Annotated in this window: 13 protein-coding genes; 6 read left to right on the forward strand and 7 right to left on the reverse strand. The window is 44.6% G+C overall.

Annotated features, from left to right (window positions below):
• Nucleotides 1-17: 17 nt before the first annotated feature.
• Nucleotides 18-1,898 carry a methyl-accepting chemotaxis protein gene (locus tag OCV11_RS11265; RefSeq protein WP_261892945.1) on the reverse strand — a complete coding sequence of 627 codons (1,881 nt, stop codon included), beginning with the start codon at nt 1,896-1,898 and terminating at the stop codon, nt 18-20.
• Between the two features lie 213 nt (nt 1,899-2,111).
• Between OCV11_RS11265 and pflA the strand changes: the two genes are divergently transcribed.
• The gene (gene pflA, locus OCV11_RS11270; RefSeq protein ID WP_261892946.1) at nt 2,112-2,852 is read left to right on the forward strand and encodes a pyruvate formate lyase 1-activating protein; all 741 of its coding nucleotides are present in this window, start codon (nt 2,112-2,114) and stop codon (nt 2,850-2,852) included.
• A gap of 287 nt (nt 2,853-3,139) precedes the next feature.
• Nucleotides 3,140-3,640 (forward strand): YfbU family protein, encoded by a 501-nt coding sequence (locus tag OCV11_RS11275; RefSeq protein WP_261892947.1) that lies wholly within the window; start codon nt 3,140-3,142, stop codon nt 3,638-3,640.
• An 88-nt stretch (nt 3,641-3,728) separates the two neighbouring features.
• Here the strand turns inward: OCV11_RS11275 and OCV11_RS11280 are convergent, their stop codons facing one another.
• Complete coding sequence (locus OCV11_RS11280) at nt 3,729-4,493, reverse strand: MipA/OmpV family protein (protein ID WP_261892948.1); 765 nt, start codon at nt 4,491-4,493, stop codon at nt 3,729-3,731.
• 308 nt (nt 4,494-4,801) lie between these two features.
• Here OCV11_RS11280 and OCV11_RS11285 point away from each other — a divergent pair, with 308 nt between their 5' ends.
• The 3 genes from OCV11_RS11285 to OCV11_RS11295 all read left to right on the forward strand — a co-directional run bounded on the left by OCV11_RS11285 (nt 4,802) and on the right by OCV11_RS11295 (nt 9,678).
• A complete protein-coding gene (locus tag OCV11_RS11285) occupies nt 4,802-6,736 on the forward strand; it encodes a PrkA family serine protein kinase (RefSeq protein WP_261892949.1) in 1,935 nt (644 codons plus the stop codon).
• Between the two features lie 110 nt (nt 6,737-6,846).
• Nucleotides 6,847-8,118, forward strand: a complete 1,272-nt coding sequence (locus OCV11_RS11290) for a YeaH/YhbH family protein (RefSeq protein WP_261892950.1) — start codon at nt 6,847-6,849, stop codon at nt 8,116-8,118.
• 9 nt (nt 8,119-8,127) lie between these two features.
• Complete coding sequence (locus OCV11_RS11295; RefSeq protein ID WP_261892951.1) at nt 8,128-9,678, forward strand: SpoVR family protein; 1,551 nt, start codon at nt 8,128-8,130, stop codon at nt 9,676-9,678.
• An 87-nt stretch (nt 9,679-9,765) separates the two neighbouring features.
• Here OCV11_RS11295 and kdsB read toward each other — a convergent pair whose 3' ends face one another.
• Genes kdsB through OCV11_RS11320 form a run of 5 tightly spaced genes read right to left on the reverse strand, consistent with a single transcriptional unit; the run spans nt 9,766 to nt 15,632 of the window.
• Nucleotides 9,766-10,524: a 3-deoxy-manno-octulosonate cytidylyltransferase gene (kdsB, locus tag OCV11_RS11300; RefSeq protein ID WP_261892952.1), complete on the reverse strand. Its 759-nt coding sequence runs from the start codon at nt 10,522-10,524 to the stop codon at nt 9,766-9,768.
• A gap of 1 nt (nt 10,525) precedes the next feature.
• Nucleotides 10,526-10,705: a Trm112 family protein gene (locus OCV11_RS11305; RefSeq protein WP_261892953.1), complete on the reverse strand. Its 180-nt coding sequence runs from the start codon at nt 10,703-10,705 to the stop codon at nt 10,526-10,528.
• Nucleotides 10,686-11,693 (reverse strand): tetraacyldisaccharide 4'-kinase, encoded by a 1,008-nt coding sequence (lpxK, locus tag OCV11_RS11310; RefSeq protein WP_261892954.1) that lies wholly within the window; start codon nt 11,691-11,693, stop codon nt 10,686-10,688. The genes OCV11_RS11305 and lpxK overlap by 20 nt, the downstream gene beginning before the upstream one ends.
• On the reverse strand, nt 11,690-13,444 hold the full coding sequence (gene msbA / locus OCV11_RS11315) for a lipid A ABC transporter ATP-binding protein/permease MsbA (protein WP_261892955.1): 1,755 nt from the start codon (nt 13,442-13,444) through the stop codon (nt 11,690-11,692). Before msbA ends, lpxK begins: the two co-directional genes overlap by 4 nt.
• Nucleotides 13,445-13,475: 31 nt before the next feature.
• A complete protein-coding gene (locus OCV11_RS11320; RefSeq protein ID WP_261892956.1) occupies nt 13,476-15,632 on the reverse strand; it encodes a DNA internalization-related competence protein ComEC/Rec2 in 2,157 nt (718 codons plus the stop codon).
• A gap of 80 nt (nt 15,633-15,712) precedes the next feature.
• On the opposite strand from OCV11_RS11320, the gene OCV11_RS11325 reads away from it, so the two are divergent.
• Entirely contained in the window at nt 15,713-16,243 is a 531-nt protein-coding gene (locus tag OCV11_RS11325; protein WP_261892957.1) for a DUF2062 domain-containing protein, read from the forward strand.
• Nucleotides 16,244-16,258: the final 15 nt, after the last annotated feature.

Here is a 16,258-nt window from a genome sequence, read left to right on the forward strand (position 1 = left end):
ATGTGTGGCAGGTTTAGTTAGATAGCAAAGCGTTGACAGTCGTCATTGAGGTTAGTTGAGCGTTTATCCACTTCTCGACTTGTTTGTCTTATTTGTTCATTACCCTCTTCTAACGATTTCATCGCAGAAGAAATTTGAACCATGTTGTCAGCCATCGATTGACTGGTTGTCGCCAGCTCTTTCATCGATGCAAAAATAACTTCCGTTTGACTTGCAGCTTCATCGGCCTTTTGAGTAATCAAACGCATGGCTTCTATTGCCTCAAGCCCACGCTGTTGACCTATCGACATAGAATTCTGAGATTGAGTGATGTACTGAATCACCTCTGCACTTTCATCCTTCATCGTTTTAATCGTCAACGTAATATCTGAAACCGCATCCACCGTTCTCACCGCTAAACTACGCACCTCATCAGCCACCACAGCAAATCCTCGGCCTTGTTCTCCAGCGCGGGCGGCTTCAATCGCAGCGTTAAGTGCTAGTAAGTTGGTTTGCTCGGCAATACCATTGATGATTTCCATAACGGTGTCGACTTTGGTTGACGCTTGCTCAAGCTGTTGAATGTGACTCGCTGCGGAATTGAGAATTTTGCCGATGTCTTCCAAAGAGCCAATCGCCGCGGCAATCACTTTTGCTCCCTCTTCTGCCGCTTGGTTCGATGATTTACTCATTTCCGCGACAAACTCGAGTGAGTTAGAGACTTCCTGGGTCGTTACGCTGACTTCTTCTGTTGCAGATGCCAATAATTGAGTTTGACCAATCACTTCACTTTGACTCAGAGCTTGTTGGTCAATTCCCCGATTTAGCGTGGCAGCATCGCCAGATAATGCGCGGCTGTTCTCCTGAACTTTACGCACCAACCCCCCGAGATGTTCACAACTGTCGTTAATCGCAATCGCTAACTGATTGAATTCATCATTAGGGTTATTGGTTAAACTCATGCGTTGAGATAAATCTCCCTCAGAGAGTTGTTCCAAAACGCGTTTGGTTTGCGCCAAAGAACGAGTCAATGACATGCTTAACATCATAAAGATGGAGATGGTGACTAAAGCAAGCACAGCACATGCAATCAGTACTGACCATAGAGTCGTATTCCCTGTTTGCGCTGCTTGACCTTGATATTTCGCACTGAGTTTTTCGATATTTTGCGAAATACTCGCAATGACACTTCTCGCAGCAGCCTCACTTTCAATGAGCTTTTGCTCGTGTCCTTTCACTAACTCGTTTAATTCTGCGACGCGTTTAAAAACGGACTTATATTGATCGATCTCTTTTTGATACAAGTTGAGCATCGCATAGCTGTTAGAGGTATTGATAAAACTGAACATGGCACGATTGAACAACTTTAAGTTCTGCTCACTCGGTTTGAGCAGATAGTTTTGTTGTGTTTTGATCATCGCTTGAAAATCAGACATCACGGTCACCATGCCCGTTTCATCGATTTTCTTTTCTATTTGGGTTTCAAGCGATTTGAGCTGACCCAACTTACCTTCGTCAACGCTAAAGCCCAATTCAGCTTTGGTACTTAACCAAGGGCGAAATGAGAGATCAAACGATTCGACAGCCGACATGAGTTGCTTACTGTCATCATGCAGGCCAATGCCTTTTAAAAAATCAGCATCATGCGTTACCTCAGTAACAAGCGCATCCAACTCTTTTAAAGCAGAATTGACCTGTGAAGAGGTTAAATCGTCGCGTTCAGCAGCGAGAGTGAGAAGTTGTGATTGAGTCGAATGAAGTCCGACCACACCTGAAGTGATATCGTTACTCTGCTGATACTGTGAGCTCATGCCTTTTAAGCTATGTGCAGCATAGCCCCCCAATGCAATGAACCCGATGCAAAGAACAACAATGAAAGCAGTAATTTTCTGCTTTTGAGACAACTTAATTACATCCATGTATGTATCCCTTTGAGAGTATTATGAATTAAACAAACAACCCTATATCCTTATTATTTCCTAGCCGAATAGCATTGTTATAACACATTTTCGCTCAATATCTACGCATTTCAACTTCCAGCTATTTAGTCCCTAATAATCACGAGGAAAAACTATTTTATCCCGTTGGTTTGTAATAAAATAACGACCAAGAACCTCCAAGAAGAGCTGCACATGTCTACTACTGGTCGTATACATTCCTATGAAACCTGCGGTACCGTTGATGGTCCAGGTATCCGTTTTATTATTTTCCTGCAAGGATGCCTATTCCGTTGTAAGTATTGCCACAACCGAGACACATGGGATGTGCATGAAGGTAAAGAAGCTTCTGTTGAGGAGATCATCCAAGAAGCAAAGACTTATCGTCACTTTATGAACGCGTCTGGTGGTGGTATTACATGCTCCGGTGGTGAATCTTTACTACAACCTGAGTTTGTTCGTGATCTATTTACTGCTGCCCATGCCGAAGGTATTCATACCTGTTTGGACACCAATGGTTACGTACGTAAATACACTCCTGTGATTGATGAAGTACTCGATGTGACCGATCTTGTCATGCTTGATATTAAGCAGATGAAAGATGACGTGCACCAAAACCTCGTCGGCGTGTCCAATAAACGTGTCCTAGATTTTGCCGAATATCTGCATAAGATTGGTAAAAAAACATGGATTCGTTACGTGATTGTCCCTGGTTATACTGATGACGACGAGTCTGCACACCTGCTAGGTCAGTTCATCAAAGATATGGATAACATCGAAAAAATCGAAATGTTGCCATATCACAAACTGGGTGCCCATAAATGGGAAGCGATGGGTGAAGTTTATCCTTTGGAAGGCGTTAACCCGCCGAGCAAAGAGACGATGGAACGCATTAAGAATGTGCTTTTAGAGTATCATCCTGTTGTGAAATATTAATCTTCGCGCACCTTAGTCGGTAAAGGTTAAACATCAAAGGTCAGCACTGCTGGCCTTTTTTATTGAAATCTATCCAAGTATGTACGAGTCAGCTTTCAGCAACATCATCTCTTTTTATCGCTCATATCCGACGATTTTTGGGTCACAAATTAGTAGCACGACTTTTTATCCATTTTTTCAAATTTGTTCACTAAATATGTGTTTAGATCATATTTATGGATTGGCTATCCCTGTAATCTGAGCCCATAAACACAAAATTTAAACCTTTCATATTAGTGAGGCCAACCATGGAAATGACTAACGCTCAGCGCCTAATTCTCTCTAACCAATACACACTGATGAGCCAACTCGATCCTGCAAACAGTGCAAAATATCAACGTTTAAAAACCATTGTTGAACGTGGCTACGACCTGCAAATGAAAGAGTTGAACAAAGAGTTTGGCTGCCTATCAGAACAATCTTGCCGTGAAGTTATTGATATTATGGAGATGTATCATGCGATGCAAGAGTCATTCAATATGATCCCTGCACCAGCGCAAGCAGATGTGGATAAACGTCGCCTAGCCTTCTTGGGATATGATGCCGCGACCGAAGGGCAACTGGTTCAATATGTACGCTTTTTAGTCGCGAGTGAAGGTTTGTATACTCAATTTGATCAAGGCGAACATGGCTTTAACAGCCAAATCCCAATGGCTGAAAAATATCGCCGTATGCTCAGTGTATGGAAAAAATGCCCACGCCAATATCACTTATCCGCTTCAGAATTACACCAAATATTCGGTGCTTAATTGCTAAAAGACCTCTTTTGAGAATAAAAACAGGGAGCAATCAATGCTCCCTGTTGTCCATTACCCGCGTTCTAAACCGCTCTAAAACTTAAAAGAGATAAGAGGCAGCGGTAAAAAATGCCACGTTTTCACCATGAGAAACCATCGGGCTATCTTTGATTTCATTGTCATAGGAAGTTAGACGGACACCAGCATCAAAGCGAACATGATCAGTCATCTTATAAAAACCATTCAAACCTAGATAGAACTGCCCTGCACCACTTGGCTTATATTTATCTAACCCTGAACGGCTTGCCTCACTGGCAGAAACCCCATACAGATAATTCGCCATTTTACTCGAGTTGTATTCAAAACCGACGCCAGGAATCAATCCCCACGCGCCAGCGATGATCGGATAGCTCCATCCTGCGTGAGCCAAGTATCCGTTATGTTCCCCAGTAAATTCTACCGCAGCTCCCGCTTCGAGTTTGCCAAGCGGTAAACGCAGCTCATACTTAGGACCGATTAACCCAGTGGCATGGCGTTTGTCCAGTTCACGCATTTGGCGATTGCTGGAATCATCAGGGTCAAAATGGCGACCGTCGTAAATCAAGCGCAGTGAAAAATTCTGCACTGAGTCTTTAGGCAATACTCGATAACCCAATTCACGACCACGAAAGTAAACATAGTCCCCTTCGTAACCGCCAACTAGGGTACCACCCGAAGTGTAGTCTGTATCTTTATACAACTCAGAAGAGACACCGCCACCGACACCAACGGACCATCTAGGCTCCGCAGCATGGGCAAAACTTGTACAACCGATTCCTAACACAAGCAAGGTCTTAGCCAAGCGGTCAGTCATTTTTGTTTGCACTTTTTCAATCCTCGTTCAGCAAAATTGGTAGATAGATCACACTTACTTAACAATATTTGTGCGAGTAATACCTATGGATATCGTGTTTTAAAGGTAAACCGCTTCTTGTATAGACCTAAAATATAATCAGTAAGATTCATATCTAACCCAATAATGGCAAATATGTAAACACGATACAACCATCACGATTTTGAAATAAACGCATAATTGTTAAGCAAAATCGTGGGTTTGGAACTAGGCTTAAATTGTTAGGGATTTGTGTTTTAAGCGGTTGTATGTCAATAAGACATTTTTAGAGGGGAATCACTATGAGTATTTTTGACCACTTTCAGGCACGCTATGAAGCAGCCAAGGACGAAGAGTTATCAATACAAGAGTTTCTAGCTCTATGTAAAGAAGACAAAAGTGCTTATGCAAACGCTGCAGAACGTTTGTTGTTAGCCATCGGGGAACCTGAACTGGTAGACACGTCTAAGCACCCTCGTCTAAGTAGAATCTTTTCAAACCGAGTTATCTCGCGCTACCAACCATTTAAAGAGTTTTATGGTATGGAGGAAGCCATAGAACAAATCGTTTCTTACTTGAAACATGCTGCGCAAGGACTAGAAGAACGCAAACAGATCCTGTATCTGTTGGGTCCTGTTGGTGGCGGTAAATCATCATTGGCTGAAAAATTGAAAGCCTTGATGCAACAATGTCCAGTCTATATTTTGTCTGCAAATGGGCAACGTAGCCCAGTCAATGACCATCCATTCTGTCTTTTTGACGTGAATGAAGATGGTGCCTTGTTAAAAGAAGAATTTGGCATTGATAAACGTTATTTGCGCTCCATCATGTCACCATGGGCAGCAAAACGTCTACATGAATTCGGCGGCGATATTACCAAATTTAAAGTGGTAAAAGTTCGTCCATCCATCTTGGATCAAATCGCTGTTGCGAAAACTGAACCAGGTGATGAAAACAACCAAGACATCTCGTCTCTGGTTGGTAAAGTGGATATTCGTAAACTGGAACATTATTCTCAAGATGACCCAGATGCCTACAGCTACTCTGGTGCTTTGTGTCGTGCCAACCAAGGGTTGATGGAATTCGTGGAAATGTTTAAAGCACCAATCAAAGTGCTACACCCACTGTTGACCGCTACTCAGGAAGGTAACTATAACGGTACTGAAGGGCTATCCGCTCTGCCATTTGACGGCATGATCTTGGCTCACTCTAACGAATCTGAATGGCAAGCTTTTAGAAACAACAAGAACAACGAAGCGTTCCTAGACCGTGTGTACATCGTCAAAGTCCCTTACTGTTTGCGTGTTTCTGAAGAAGTTAAGATTTACCAAAAACTACTGGATCACAGTGAGTTGTCTCACGCGCCATGTGCTCCAAGTACCTTAGACCTTTTAGCGCAGTTCAGTGTGCTTTCTCGTTTGAAATCACCTGAAAACTCATCCATCTTCTCAAAAATGCGGGTTTACGATGGTGAGACACTAAAAGATACCGATCCAAAAGCGAAGAGCTATCAAGAATACCGCGACTATGCAGGTATCGATGAAGGCATGTCAGGTCTGTCTACACGTTTTGCGTTTAAGATTCTGTCTCGTGTCTTTAACTTTGACCATGCGGAAGTCGCCGCTAACCCTGTACATCTGTTCTATGTAATTGAACAGCAAATCGAAAGGGAACAATTCCCTCAAGACACTGCTGAACGTTACCTAGAGTTTGTTAAAGGTTACTTGGTCCCTCGCTATGTGGAATTCATCGGTAAAGAGATCCAAACCGCTTACCTAGAGTCTTACTCTGAGTACGGTCAAAATATCTTCGACCGCTATGTAACCTACGCTGATTTCTGGATTCAAGACCAAGAGTACCGCGACCCAGAAACTGGACAACTGTTCGATCGCTCTGCCTTGAACAGTGAGCTGGAAAAAATTGAAAAAACCGCGGGCATTAGCAACCCTAAAGATTTCCGTAATGAAATCGTCAACTTTGTGTTGCGTGCACGTGCCAATAACAATGGCAACAATCCACTTTGGACCAGCTACGAAAAACTGCGCACGGTTATCGAGAAGAAAATGTTCTCCAATACCGAAGAGCTGCTGCCAGTTATCTCCTTTAATGCGAAAACCTCTTCAGAGGACCAGAAAAAACACGACGATTTTGTCGCTCGTATGATGGAGAAAGGTTATACAGAGAAACAAGTTCGCTTGCTATCTGAATGGTATCTACGAGTTCGTAAATCCTCATAACCTCCACATGGCCCTTTAGCCCCCATCACGGCAGGACGCCGTGATGGGGATAACCGATTCTAAAGGTACCCATTCTGCTGACTAAGCAGTGTCGTTAAAAGGGGAAACACATGGCGCAATTTATCGATAGAAGACTGAACGGCAAGAATAAGAGCGCGGTAAACAGACAGCGCTTTTTGCGCCGTTATAAAGATCAGATTAAGGAATCGGTAGCAGACGCAGTTAATCGTCGTTCCATTACCAATACGGATTCAGGTGAAGACGTATCTATTCCTAATCGTGACATCACTGAGCCTTCTTTCCATCAAGGTAAAGGGGGTGAGCGTGAGCGTGTCCATCCTGGTAATGACCAATTTATCCGTGGCGATAAAATAGAACGTCCACGAGGTGGCCAAGGTGGCGGCGGTTCAGGTGAAGGTGATGCCAGTGCTGATGGCGAAGGCTCCGATGATTTTGTCTTCCAAATTTCTAAAGACGAATATTTGGATCTGCTTTTTGAAGATCTCGAACTGCCTAACCTAGAAAAAAACCAAGTTAACAAGATTACCGAATGGAAGAGCCATCGCGCTGGTTATAACACAGCAGGTGTTCCAACCAATATCGCGATTGTTCGTTCATTGCAACAATCTCTTGCTCGTCGTACGGCAATGACAGCCGGTAAACGACGTCTGCTTCACGAGTTAGAAGAAGAACTCGACCGTATCCAACATGCCGAACCGGCACAGTTGCTAGAAGAGAGACGTATTAAAGAAGAGATAGAAGAGTTACGTAAGAAAATTGAAAGCGTACCTTTTATTGATACTTTCGACTTGCGTTTCAAAAACTACGAACGGCGCCCTATTCCATCAAGCCAAGCGGTGATGTTCTGTTTGATGGACGTTTCAGGTTCTATGGACCAAGCAACCAAAGATATTGCAAAACGCTTTTACGTGCTGCTGTATCTGTTTTTGACCCGTAAATATGAAAACGTTGAAGTGGTTTTCATTCGTCACCATACTCAAGCTAAAGAAGTCGACGAGCATGAGTTTTTCTACTCCCAAGAAACTGGGGGCACCATCGTCTCTAGTGCATTAAAAATGATGCAAGAGATCGTGGAAAAACGTTATCCAACCGGTGAGTGGAATATCTATGCTGCTCAAGCATCCGATGGGGATAACTGGGCAGATGATTCACCTCGCTGTAAAGAACTACTTAGCGAAAAAATTCTACCACTGTGCCGTTACTATGCGTACATCGAGATTACTCGTCGCTCGCATCAAACGCTGTGGCATGAATATGAAAAACTTCAGGAGTCTTTTGGAAACTTTGCCATTAAGAATATTCGGGGGGTTGATGATATCTATCCCGTATTCAGAGAGCTATTCCATAAAGAGACAGCATAGGGAGGTCATATGGTGACAAAAACAAAATCAGCGAAATCTAGCGCTCCCGATAAAAGTCGTATGCTGCCAGACGGACCCGACTGGACATTTGATTTGCTAGAGAGATACCACACCGAAATTCGGCGTGTGGCTGAACATTATCGTCTCGATACGTATACCAACCAAATTGAAGTCATCACGTCAGAGCAGATGATGGATGCGTATTCCAGTATCGGGATGCCAATCAATTACAATCACTGGTCATTCGGTAAAAAATTTATTCAAACCGAACAAGGTTATAAGCATGGTCAAATGGGCCTAGCTTACGAGATCGTCATTAACTCCGATCCTTGTATCGCCTATTTGATGGAAGAGAATACCGTGACCATGCAGGCATTGGTGATGGCTCATGCCTGTTATGGGCATAACTCTTTCTTCAAAGGCAACTACCTATTCCAAACATGGACAGATGCGTCCTCTATCATCGATTACCTGCTATTTGCCAAAAACTACATTCGTCAATGTGAAGAGAAATTTGGTGAAAAAGAGGTCGAACAGTTACTCGACTCCTGTCACGCCCTAATGAACTATGGGGTGGATCGCTACAAACGCCCTGAAAAAATCTCGATTGCCGAGGAGAAAGCTCGTCAAGAAGAGCGTGAAGCGTACTTGCAGTCACAGGTCAACGCCTTGTGGCGTACCGTGCCGAAGAAAGAGAAAGAAGATGCGGGTGTTAAGCGGTTTCCTAGTGAGCCTCAAGAAAACATTCTCTACTTCATTGAAAAACATGCCCCATTGCTCGAGTCATGGCAACGCGAGATTGTACGTATTGTGCGCAAGGTAAGCCAATACTTCTATCCGCAGAAACAGACTCAAGTCATGAACGAAGGTTGGGCAACGTTCTGGCACTACACCATTTTGAATCATCTCTATGATGAAGGATTGGTGTCTGACAAATTCATCTTAGAATTTCTTCACAGCCATACCAGTGTGGTCGCTCAGCCACCTTACAATAGTCCTTATTACAGTGGGATAAACCCTTATGCCCTTGGCTTTGCTATGTTCCAAGACATCAAGCGCATTTGTGAAAATCCGACTCAAGAAGATTATGAATGGTTCCCTAATTTGGCAGGAACCCCTTGGTTGGATGCGCTGCATTTTGCCATGCGTAACTTTAAAGATGAGAGCTTCATTAGCCAATATCTATCACCTAAAGTCATTCGCGATTTTAAACTGTTTGCGATTGCCGATGACGATAGAAAGAACTTTATCGAAGTGAGCGCCATTCATGATGACACGGGCTATCGTGCCATTCGTGAAAAGCTCGCGGCTCAATACAATTTGAGTAATCTAGAACCCAACATCCAGATCTACAGTGTGGATGTCCGCGGTGATCGTTCGTTGACACTTCAGTATGTGCCACATGATCGCATTCCATTGGACCCTAGCTACGACGAAGTACTGAAACATCTCCATCGTCTGTGGGGTTTTGAAGTGAAATTAGAGGAGGTAAAAGACACTGGAAGAAGAGAGATTCTCGCAACCTGCCCTAAACGTAACGAATACGACACTCGCATATGATTGGGGCATAGAACACCAAATCACTTAACACTTAAAACAAAAGGCTCCGCAAACGGAGCCTTTTTATTTGGAACAAATTCTATTTTTTCAAGCCTGTCGCTGTGCAACGATGCGACGCACTGCTTCAAGATCTTCAATGGTGTCGACGCCCGCAGGTGGTGCTTCTTTCGCCACGTCTACATGGATCTTTTCACCATACCAAAGTACACGTAACTGCTCTAAGCTCTCAATCTGCTCAAGTTGGCTTGGCTGCCAGTTAACGTAGGTATTGATAAAACCAGCACGATACGCGTAGATACCAATATGACGTAACAAAGGACGCACAACCTGTTTTGGTTGAGCGGCGAAATGGTCACGGTCCCAAGGAATTGAGGCGCGACTAAAATAGAGTGCGTAACCGTCTTTATCGGTCACTACTTTCACTGCATTCGGGTTAAATACTTCCGACTCTTCGGTGATTTCAATCCCCAATGTCGCCATTGGCGCAACACTGTTTGCCAAATTATCCGCTACTTGACCAATGATAGCAGGTGGAATCAGTGGTTCATCACCTTGAACGTTAACGATAATTTGATCGTCGGCGATACCCATCAACTTCACGACTTCCGCTAAACGCTCAGTCCCAGATTGATGATGAGGTGAAGTCATACAAACTTGACCACCAAAACCGATGACTACATCAGCAATACGTTGATCATCGGTTGCGACGATCACTTGCTCTGCACCAGCTTGGCTCGCTTGTTCGTAAACCCATTGCACCATAGGTTTACCGCAAATATCCGCAAGCGGTTTAGCAGGCAAGCGTGACGATTGATAACGGGAAGGTATCACCACAGTGAAAGACATATTAACGCCCCTCATCCATCGACATAGTGCGAGCTTCGCTTTCAAGAAGAACAGGAATGCCGTCCTTAATTGGGTAAGCTAGTCGGTCCGCTTTACAAATGAGTTCTTGTTTCTCTTTATCGTATACCAGTTTGCTTTTGCATACTGGGCAAGCCACGATCTCAAGTAGTCGATGATCCATAGTGTTCCATTACCTCTTGTATTTTATTGATGATGCGCTCAGCATCCTGCACCGCAATCGTTGCCGTCACTGGCAAATACCACCAGTTCTCTTTAGCGATGTGTGCACATTTTACAGCGTCTTTCTCTGTCATGATCACATGGTCACCACTTCGATCGAGCGCTTCAAGCTCAGCGGGTGAAAAATCCTCATGATCAGCAAAAGATTTTGTGATGAGTGGTTGTGCCCCCAACTGCTTGAGGGTATTAAAAAATCGTGGTGGATGACCAATGCCCGCAAACGCCACCAAACGTGATAACGACGCAGCGCTACGTTTTTCACCAGTCACTAGGTTTACTGCGTCATCTGGTTGTAATGACATCGCAATCTCATCGACTTGGGCTTGACCACCATTGGTGATCTTGAAGTCGACCTCTTTCAAGCGAGACATAGGTTCGCGCAAAGGCCCTAGCGGAATCATCTGCTGATTACCAAAGCGACGCACACCATCGATGACCACCAATTCAACATCACGCTCTAAGGCATAATGTTGCAAACCGTCGTCAGTAATAATGATGTTTACGCCTTTGTTTAGCAAGGCTTTTACCGCATCTGCGCGAACAGGATCAACAGCGACAGGTACACCTGTGCGTTGGTGGATCAGCTTGGGTTCATCACCACAATGTGCGGTAGGGGTAGAGGCACCAAGAACAAGAGGATATTGTGGCGCTTTTGCTCCATAACCTCTTGAAACCACGCCGGGCTTGTACCCCAATGCTAACAATGTTTCCACCAGCCAAATAACCACTGGTGTTTTACCATTGCCACCAGCGGTAATGTTACCTACCACTACCACTGGAACTGGTGCACGATAGCTCGTCTTGCTGCCACTGGCATAAGCAAGGCGGCGAGATCGACTGATTCGGGCAAACAGACAGCTCAATGGCCACAACAGTGGCCAGAGAAGATAGAAAAAAACGGAGCGTTGAAACCAGATTTTTTCAATCACGCTTTATCACCAAACTGAATACTGTGGAGCTGGGCATAAGCACCGCTGAGGCTCAATAGTTCAGAGTGACTACCGCGTTCAATGATTTCACCCTCTTCAACGACTAAGATTTGATCCGCATTTTCAATCGTAGAGAGACGGTGTGCAATCACCAATACTGTTTTGTTCTTTTGTAGCTCTTCCAATGCCGCTTGAATCGCACGCTCTGATTCGGTATCCAGCGCGGAGGTCGCTTCATCAAGAATCAAGACTGGCGAATCACGCAATAGAGCACGCGCAATCGCAATACGTTGACGCTGACCACCAGACAAGCTCGTCCCATTCTCACCAATCACGGTATCGAAACCTTGCGGCATATTGTTAATAAATTCTATCGCATGGGCTAACTTCGCAGCGTGTTCAATCTGCTCGCGGGTATATTCCCCTTCGGCCGCATACGCAATGTTGTTCGCGATAGAATCATTAAATAGATGTACGTTTTGCGACACCAAGCCGAAGTGACGACGTAAATTAGAGAGTTTGTAATCTCGTACATCGTGTTCATCAAGAGTAATCGAACCTGAGTCCACATCGTAAAAACGGGTAAACAAGTTGGCAATGGTAGATTTACCAGAGCCAGATCGCCCCACTAAGGCAACCGTTTTACCAGCTGGAATGTTAAAACTCACATTACGCAGTGCTGGTTTTTCTTTACCTTGATAGCTGAACGTCACTTCTTTTACCGCAACATCACCACGAACTTTATCGGCTTCAAATTTGCCTTCATCTTTTTCGCGTTCAAGATCCATCAAACCAAACAGAGTTTGGCTTGCCGCCATCCCTTTTTGGAATTGAGAAGTCACGTTAGTAAGCGCTTTAAGTGGACGCATCATAGAGAACATTGATGTGAACACCACGGTAAATGTGCCGGGAGTTAAGCTCTGACGCACTTCGTCAATGCTTGCCAGATAAAGAACCGCAACTACTGCAAATGAAGCAATAAATTGGATCAACGGGTTAGCAATTGCTTGTGCTGATACCAATTTCATCGATTGCTGACGCATCCGGTTGCTCACTTTATCAAAGCGCTCTTGTTCAATCGCTTGACCACCGTAGCTTAGCACCACTTTATGCCCTTTAAGCATTTGTTCTGCCGATTCAGCAACATGCCCCATTGCAGTCTGCATGTTCTTGGAAATTTTGCGAAAACGTTTTGATACGATACGAATGGTGATCGCCACAACAGGAGCAATCACAATCAGCACTACAGATAATTGCCAGCTGCTCCAAAACATCAAAGCAAGTAAGCCAATAATGCTTGCGCCTTCACGCACAATACTGACCAACGCACGGCTAGTGGCATCAGCCACCTGCTCTGAGTCATAGGTAATACGAGAGAGCAAACTACCAGTCGACTCTTTATCAAAAAAGCTCACTGGCATATGCATAAACTGGCCAAAAACGGCACGACGCATCGACATGACAACGTTGCCAGAGACCCAACTCAAGCAGTATGCAGAGACAAAACTACTGCTACCACGAATCAGCATCACGCCAATCACGATCAATGGCAAGGTACGCAAAAAGCTTGAGTCAGTCGAAGTAAACCCTTCATCAAGAAGTGGTTTCAATAAAGACATCATGTAGGTATCAGATGCCGCGTTGAGAACTAAAGCAATACAGGCGACAACTAAGCCTGCTTTATAGTTGCGAATGTAGGTCCACAGGCGCTTAAACGTCTGCCAGGTGGTTTCATCTGTATTGATCGACATGGATATCCATCACTGGGTTATAAAATTGCGCTCATTCTACCCCGTTACGTAGCATCTGCCTATACCATGGCTGGTTACCATCTGAGCGTTTCGTGCTAATTGTTATCTTACTTGTCTGAAAATTAACGCTAATTTGACCTGAGTCAGCTGTATCTAACCAAGAAGCGCCTAAAAATTCATACAAATCCACTACCGAGGGAGAAGGTAAATGCCACTGCCCCCCTTTTTCAACAGAGGCAATGGCCCATTGAGGTCGAACCTTTTCGATAAAGTGACGTGTCGATGAAGTGCGGCTGCCATGATGAGGAACGAGCATAACATCCGCTTTGAGTTGATTATTATCCCGAGAAAGTAACCACTCACCTACGGCATCAATATCGCCCGTTAATAATACTCTCTTCCCCACTATATCGCTGACAAGAACGACACAAGAGTGTTGATTTTTGGCTCTCGAGACCATTTCAGGTGGCCATACTACTTCGAAATGTAACGCGCGCCACCACCAATTCGCCCCTTTAATGCATGGAGAGTATCCGACTATGGTTTGACTGGCACGTAACCATGCCTTCGGTTGTGACTCTTCCAACCACAGCCGACCACCACTGTGGTCATTATCCGTATGACTTAGGATGAGCCCATCAAGTACCCAACCTCTCTGTGCCAACATAGGCAAAATAACGCTTTGCGCATAACTGCCACTATCCCAGCTGCTACCAGTATCGTATATCACCACATGCCCTTGCTGCTCAAGCAGCACTGCCAGACCATGGCCAACATCCAATACGTATAGATTCCACCCTTTTCCCGGCGTTTGAAACACAAAGTGCAACACGACGATCAAGAGTAACGCAGTGAGAATAGTGCGACGTACAAACGGTCTAAATAGCCATAAACCAACACCCAACATCAGTACCACTATGGTTTGATGATTTAAAGGCAGCCACCCACCCGCAGATAATGGTAATCCCCACAATAGCGGGGTGAATCCCCAAGTCACCCCCTGCCAGAGTAACTGAGTCAAACCGCCAAAAAAAAGCAGACTGCTAAGCAACAGAAACACCAGAGGAACCAATATCAAGCTAAACCAAGGAATAAAGAATAAATTGAATAGGAACGACCCCATGCTCACTCCTTGGAAAAACCAGCCCGTGACTGGCAACATACCAAGCGTCATTCCTAATTGAATCAGGAGTGCTTTTTTCCAAGAACGGCGAATGCTATGCACCGCTTGAGCAAACACCATCACCATGATGACGGCAAGAAACGATAACCAAAAACTACTGGAGTAACCGGCAAACGGGTCAATAGCCAAGACGCCAGATAGGGTTAACAGAATTCGCCAGACCATGGACACTTTGGCTTGAGTCAGCATCAGTAGCACTTGAATTGCGCACATGACTAACGCTCTTTGAGTTGGTAATGTAAATCCGGCCAACCATGCATAACCCCACGCAACCGTAAATCCGACTAACCATGGGCTCCACAGCAACCAACGATGCCCGCGAGAGAAAACCCCACCTAGCAGAAAGCCAACGCCAAATGCAATACCAATATGCAAACCAGAAATGGCCACCAAATGAGCTAAGCCACTGTCCCGAAGTTGCTGCCAAAGTTCTGGGTTGATCAGACTTCTATCGCCAAACACCAACGCCAACAACAATCCTTGAATAGGCGTATCCCGACTTATCTCAACCACTTGTCGGTACAATTTGTCCTTAATTCCTCCAGTTGAGATAACCATAAAGGGGGAATTTGGTTGCACATTCGCTCTGGCAACGATCCTTTGGCTTATTGCTTGTTTTTCAGCATCATAGCCAACGTCGTTAAGCACGCCATAAATCGGTTTTACTTTGACATGAAAGCGAACAACCTCACCATCAAGGAGCGGTACAGGGGCACGCAGATAAACCCTTGGCTGAAAAAGTGGGTTTAATCCATGTTCATTAATTTGGTGAATTTTTACCGTACCTGAATAACCGCTTTGGCTCGGTTTAAAAAAGCTGTCAACTTTTGCGGTTATGGTAATATCCGTTCCAAACTTAAAAATCATTTGTTTTTGTACGCTCAATATTTGGCTGTGTGTTAGTATCAACACCACACCAAATGCGATACCAGCGCCCCATTTTAAGCCTCGAATCCAGAAGCATAAGATGCCCAGTGAACTAACCCAAAGCCATGATGGCAACATGGGCCAAATCATTGAAGAGAGCGTAGTGAGCGAGAAAGAAACAAATATCCAATAATTATATAAGCGAGTCATGATCCCTTATGCCAAGAAAGTTCATTAAGCGGTTTATGCCTAACCACGACTTAATCAAACGTCAGAAGGCACTTAAAATTTTTGGCAACGTGCTATACAACCCCAATTTGTGGTGCCTCAATCGCCGTTCGGCGGCTGGAGCGTTCGCGGTCGGGCTGTTTATGGCCTTTGTCCCACTACCAAGCCAGATGATTATGGCGGCAGGCTTAGCCGTCTTCTTTGGTGTGAATTTACCGCTCTCTATCGCATTAGTTTGGATTACCAACCCGGTAACCATGCCAGTGATCTTTTACTTCTGTTACAAACTCGGCGTTTGGGTCATGCAGATGCCACCACAAGATTTCCACTTCGAATTAACATGGGAATTTCTCCGTGAACAGCTCAATACCATTTGTCTACCACTCTTGGTTGGTTGCGGTATTTGCGCTGTGTTGTCAGCCATTCTTGGCTACTTTGGCATCATGGGGCTGTGGCGCTACTCGGTGGTTCGCAGCTGGCAAAAACGTCGTGACAAATTGGGTAAACACTCTGCTCAGTAATGACCTATTTCACGA

Origin of the sequence: Vibrio porteresiae DSM 19223 (genome assembly GCF_024347055.1) — a bacterium.
Lineage (GTDB): Bacteria > Pseudomonadota > Gammaproteobacteria > Enterobacterales > Vibrionaceae > Vibrio > Vibrio porteresiae.

What these genes read in the sequence shown, in the direction of transcription:
- OCV11_RS11285 (WP_261892949.1), top strand. Translation starts at nt 4,802, where the DNA reads ATGAGTATTTTTGACCACTTTCAGGCACGCTATGAAGCAGCCAAGGAC.
- msbA (WP_261892955.1), bottom strand. Translation starts at nt 13,444, where the DNA reads ATGTCGATCAATACAGATGAAACCACCTGGCAGACGTTTAAGCGCCTG.
- OCV11_RS11305 (WP_261892953.1), bottom strand. Translation starts at nt 10,705, where the DNA reads ATGGATCATCGACTACTTGAGATCGTGGCTTGCCCAGTATGCAAAAGC.
- OCV11_RS11265 (WP_261892945.1), bottom strand. Translation starts at nt 1,898, where the DNA reads ATGGATGTAATTAAGTTGTCTCAAAAGCAGAAAATTACTGCTTTCATT.
- pflA (WP_261892946.1), top strand. Translation starts at nt 2,112, where the DNA reads ATGTCTACTACTGGTCGTATACATTCCTATGAAACCTGCGGTACCGTT.
- kdsB (WP_261892952.1), bottom strand. Translation starts at nt 10,524, where the DNA reads ATGTCTTTCACTGTGGTGATACCTTCCCGTTATCAATCGTCACGCTTG.
- OCV11_RS11295 (WP_261892951.1), top strand. Translation starts at nt 8,128, where the DNA reads ATGGTGACAAAAACAAAATCAGCGAAATCTAGCGCTCCCGATAAAAGT.
- OCV11_RS11290 (WP_261892950.1), top strand. Translation starts at nt 6,847, where the DNA reads ATGGCGCAATTTATCGATAGAAGACTGAACGGCAAGAATAAGAGCGCG.
- OCV11_RS11320 (WP_261892956.1), bottom strand. Translation starts at nt 15,632, where the DNA reads ATGTTGCCATCATGGCTTTGGGTTAGTTCACTGGGCATCTTATGCTTC.
- OCV11_RS11275 (WP_261892947.1), top strand. Translation starts at nt 3,140, where the DNA reads ATGGAAATGACTAACGCTCAGCGCCTAATTCTCTCTAACCAATACACA.
- OCV11_RS11325 (WP_261892957.1), top strand. Translation starts at nt 15,713, where the DNA reads ATGCCAAGAAAGTTCATTAAGCGGTTTATGCCTAACCACGACTTAATC.